This window comes from Ruegeria sp. BI11 (assembly GCF_056538005.1).
This window is the reverse complement of record NZ_JBQFSM010000046.1, coordinates 1-1,924: the sequence shown is the minus strand read 5'-3', so window position 1 is coordinate 1,924 and position 1,924 is coordinate 1. Positions and strand designations below refer to the sequence as shown.

The following is a 1,924-nucleotide window of genomic DNA, read 5'->3' as shown; positions in this document are numbered from 1 at the left end:
AACGGAAGCCCTTCAGCCGCGGCAATGAGGTCGGTATGATCATGGTAGCGCGCTATCCGAGAAGGACAACGCGATCAACTTGGCAATGCCCAGCCGCGTGTTGAAGCCGATGTCAGCAACTGTGGTCCACAGCTTGTATTCCAGCTCTGCGCAGGAAGCGGGAACCCCTTCACCCAAACGCGCGAGGAACAACCAGAGTCCGGATGGAATATCGGCACAGACACGCACTTCGGCAATCAGCGGCGTCGCCAGGCCGGACAGCATGAAAACGTCGTGATATTCACGTCCACGCGGGCGATCAGTGCTGGTGAACAAGGTCATGACCGGCCTCCCCTGCCCTGTGGGATCAGGCTGGGCCGGACGAGAACGATCATTCTGACTTTTCTGATGCGCGCCTCGCGCTTGCCGCCAAGGCCGACGGCCTTGAAAAGCTCGACCCCGGATTGACCGGTTGATGCCAGGTTCTGCTCATAGCCGCTCAAAACCAGCACTTCCTCCGGCGCGAGGAGGGGCTGATTCTGAATCGTGTGCTGATTGAGCACGGGCAGACCGAAGCGGAAATCCCCTCCGGCAAATTCTTCCGTTGGAACCTCACCGCCTTCGAGTTCGCTCTGCAGGACGGTCAGAAACAGCTGAATACGATCGCTTTCAATGATCCGGGGCAATGCGTGCACCGAAATGCCGAATTCCACTTCGCCGGGGGCGACCTCGTGCTGGTGCCGCCTTCATCCCGCTCCACATATGTCTGTTGTCGGGCAATCGCGGTGGTGGCCACGGCACCGCTTTGCGCGATGGTCGAGGCCAGGCGGTAGTCCACGACTGCGCGGTCGCGAGCCAACGCCTCGAAATTGAGTGATGAGCCACTGGCCGGGTCTGATAGCGAAATGGAGCCGGGTGAGGTGCCGCCGAAAACGACAGTATTGCTACCGCGTGCAAGGTTCTGGCCGATTCGGAAACCGGAAGTGCTGGGGCCGAAACTCTCGGCGGCATCGGAATCGAGTAAATAGACCCCGACTTCCAATCCAACTCGCTGGCCATAGACGGTCTCCAGATCTTCCATGATCTTCCGCGCGGACCGCTGAACAGAGGGTGGACCAAACACGCTCACCCAGCCGGACGCGGGCAGAATGGTGAGCTGCGCCGGGGGTCGTGTCAGCGGAGACAACCGGGTCTTGAGCTCAGCCCAGGGATTGCTTTGTTGCTCGGTTTCCAGACTGATGCTGGTCTCGCCTTCCCGTGTGCCCGTTGCGCCACCTAGACGGGAACTGAACTTGCTCGAAGCGACGGGCAGCGGCACCCGGTAGTCTTTCGTGACCATGCGGCTACAGCGTGTCTGGTCTGACCGGATTCGGGAATCTCATTTTTGGTGATCTCTGCTTCTGTGGTTATGGGTGGCTCAAAGGGGATGACAGAATGGGCAAGCCATATCCAATGGAGCTACGGAGCCGAGTTGTTGATTATGTTGAGGAAGGGAACAGTCACCGGGCAACGGCGGCGCATTTTCGGGTCTCGGTCAAGTTTGTGAACGACATGGTTAAATTGAAGCGCAACACGAAAAAACTTGAAGCCAAACCTCAGGGTCGCCGGGGTCACGGCAAGCTTGCCGGAGTAAAGGATTGGGTTCGCGCCCGTATGGCGCCAAACCTGGTACAACCCTGGACGAATTACGGGTGGCCTTGCAGCGCGAAAAAGGGATTGTAGTCTGTCGTTCTTCGGCTGGTGATTTATTGAGGCGCCTCGGATTGTCACACAAAAAAGATCTTCGGGCCAGCGAACAAAAACGGCCTGATGTGGCGCGAGACCGCGCGATTTGGATAACGCGGAGACAGCCTTTCATGCGCGGCCATATTGAACGGCTTGTCTTTATCGACGAAACCTCTCTGAAAACCAACATAATAAAGGCATCCGGCTGGGCACCGGGCGG

The 1,924-nt window shown here is 58.2% G+C and carries 3 protein-coding genes and 1 pseudogene; 1 reads left to right on the top strand and 3 read right to left on the bottom strand.

Annotated elements, in window-relative coordinates; genetic code table 11:
• Nucleotides 1-39 precede the first annotated feature (39 nt).
• Genes ACR0DT_RS24965 through ACR0DT_RS24955 form a run of 3 tightly spaced genes read right to left on the bottom strand, consistent with a single transcriptional unit; the run spans nucleotide 40 to nucleotide 1,318 of the window.
• Entirely contained in the window at nucleotides 40-321 is a 282-nt protein-coding gene (locus ACR0DT_RS24965; protein ID WP_480713334.1) for a hypothetical protein, read from the bottom strand.
• Nucleotides 318-665: a hypothetical protein gene (locus ACR0DT_RS24960; protein ID WP_480713333.1), complete on the bottom strand. Its 348-nt coding sequence runs from the start codon at nucleotides 663-665 to the stop codon at nucleotides 318-320. The genes ACR0DT_RS24965 and ACR0DT_RS24960 overlap by 4 nt, the downstream gene beginning before the upstream one ends.
• Nucleotides 623-1,318 carry a hypothetical protein gene (locus tag ACR0DT_RS24955; RefSeq protein ID WP_480713332.1) on the bottom strand — a complete coding sequence of 232 codons (696 nt, stop codon included), beginning with the start codon at nucleotides 1,316-1,318 and terminating at the stop codon, nucleotides 623-625. The genes ACR0DT_RS24960 and ACR0DT_RS24955 overlap by 43 nt, the downstream gene beginning before the upstream one ends.
• A gap of 298 nt (nucleotides 1,319-1,616) precedes the next feature.
• Between ACR0DT_RS24955 and ACR0DT_RS24950 the strand changes: the two are divergent.
• Nucleotides 1,617-1,924: pseudogene (locus tag ACR0DT_RS24950) on the top strand (hypothetical protein); the annotation flags it as partial.

Excerpts from the sequence above, each read along its gene's own strand:
- ACR0DT_RS24965 (WP_480713334.1), bottom strand. The coding sequence starts at position 321 with ATGACCTTGTTCACCAGCACTGATCGCCCGCGTGGACGTGAATATCAC.
- ACR0DT_RS24955 (WP_480713332.1), bottom strand. The coding sequence starts at position 1,318 with ATGGTCACGAAAGACTACCGGGTGCCGCTGCCCGTCGCTTCGAGCAAG.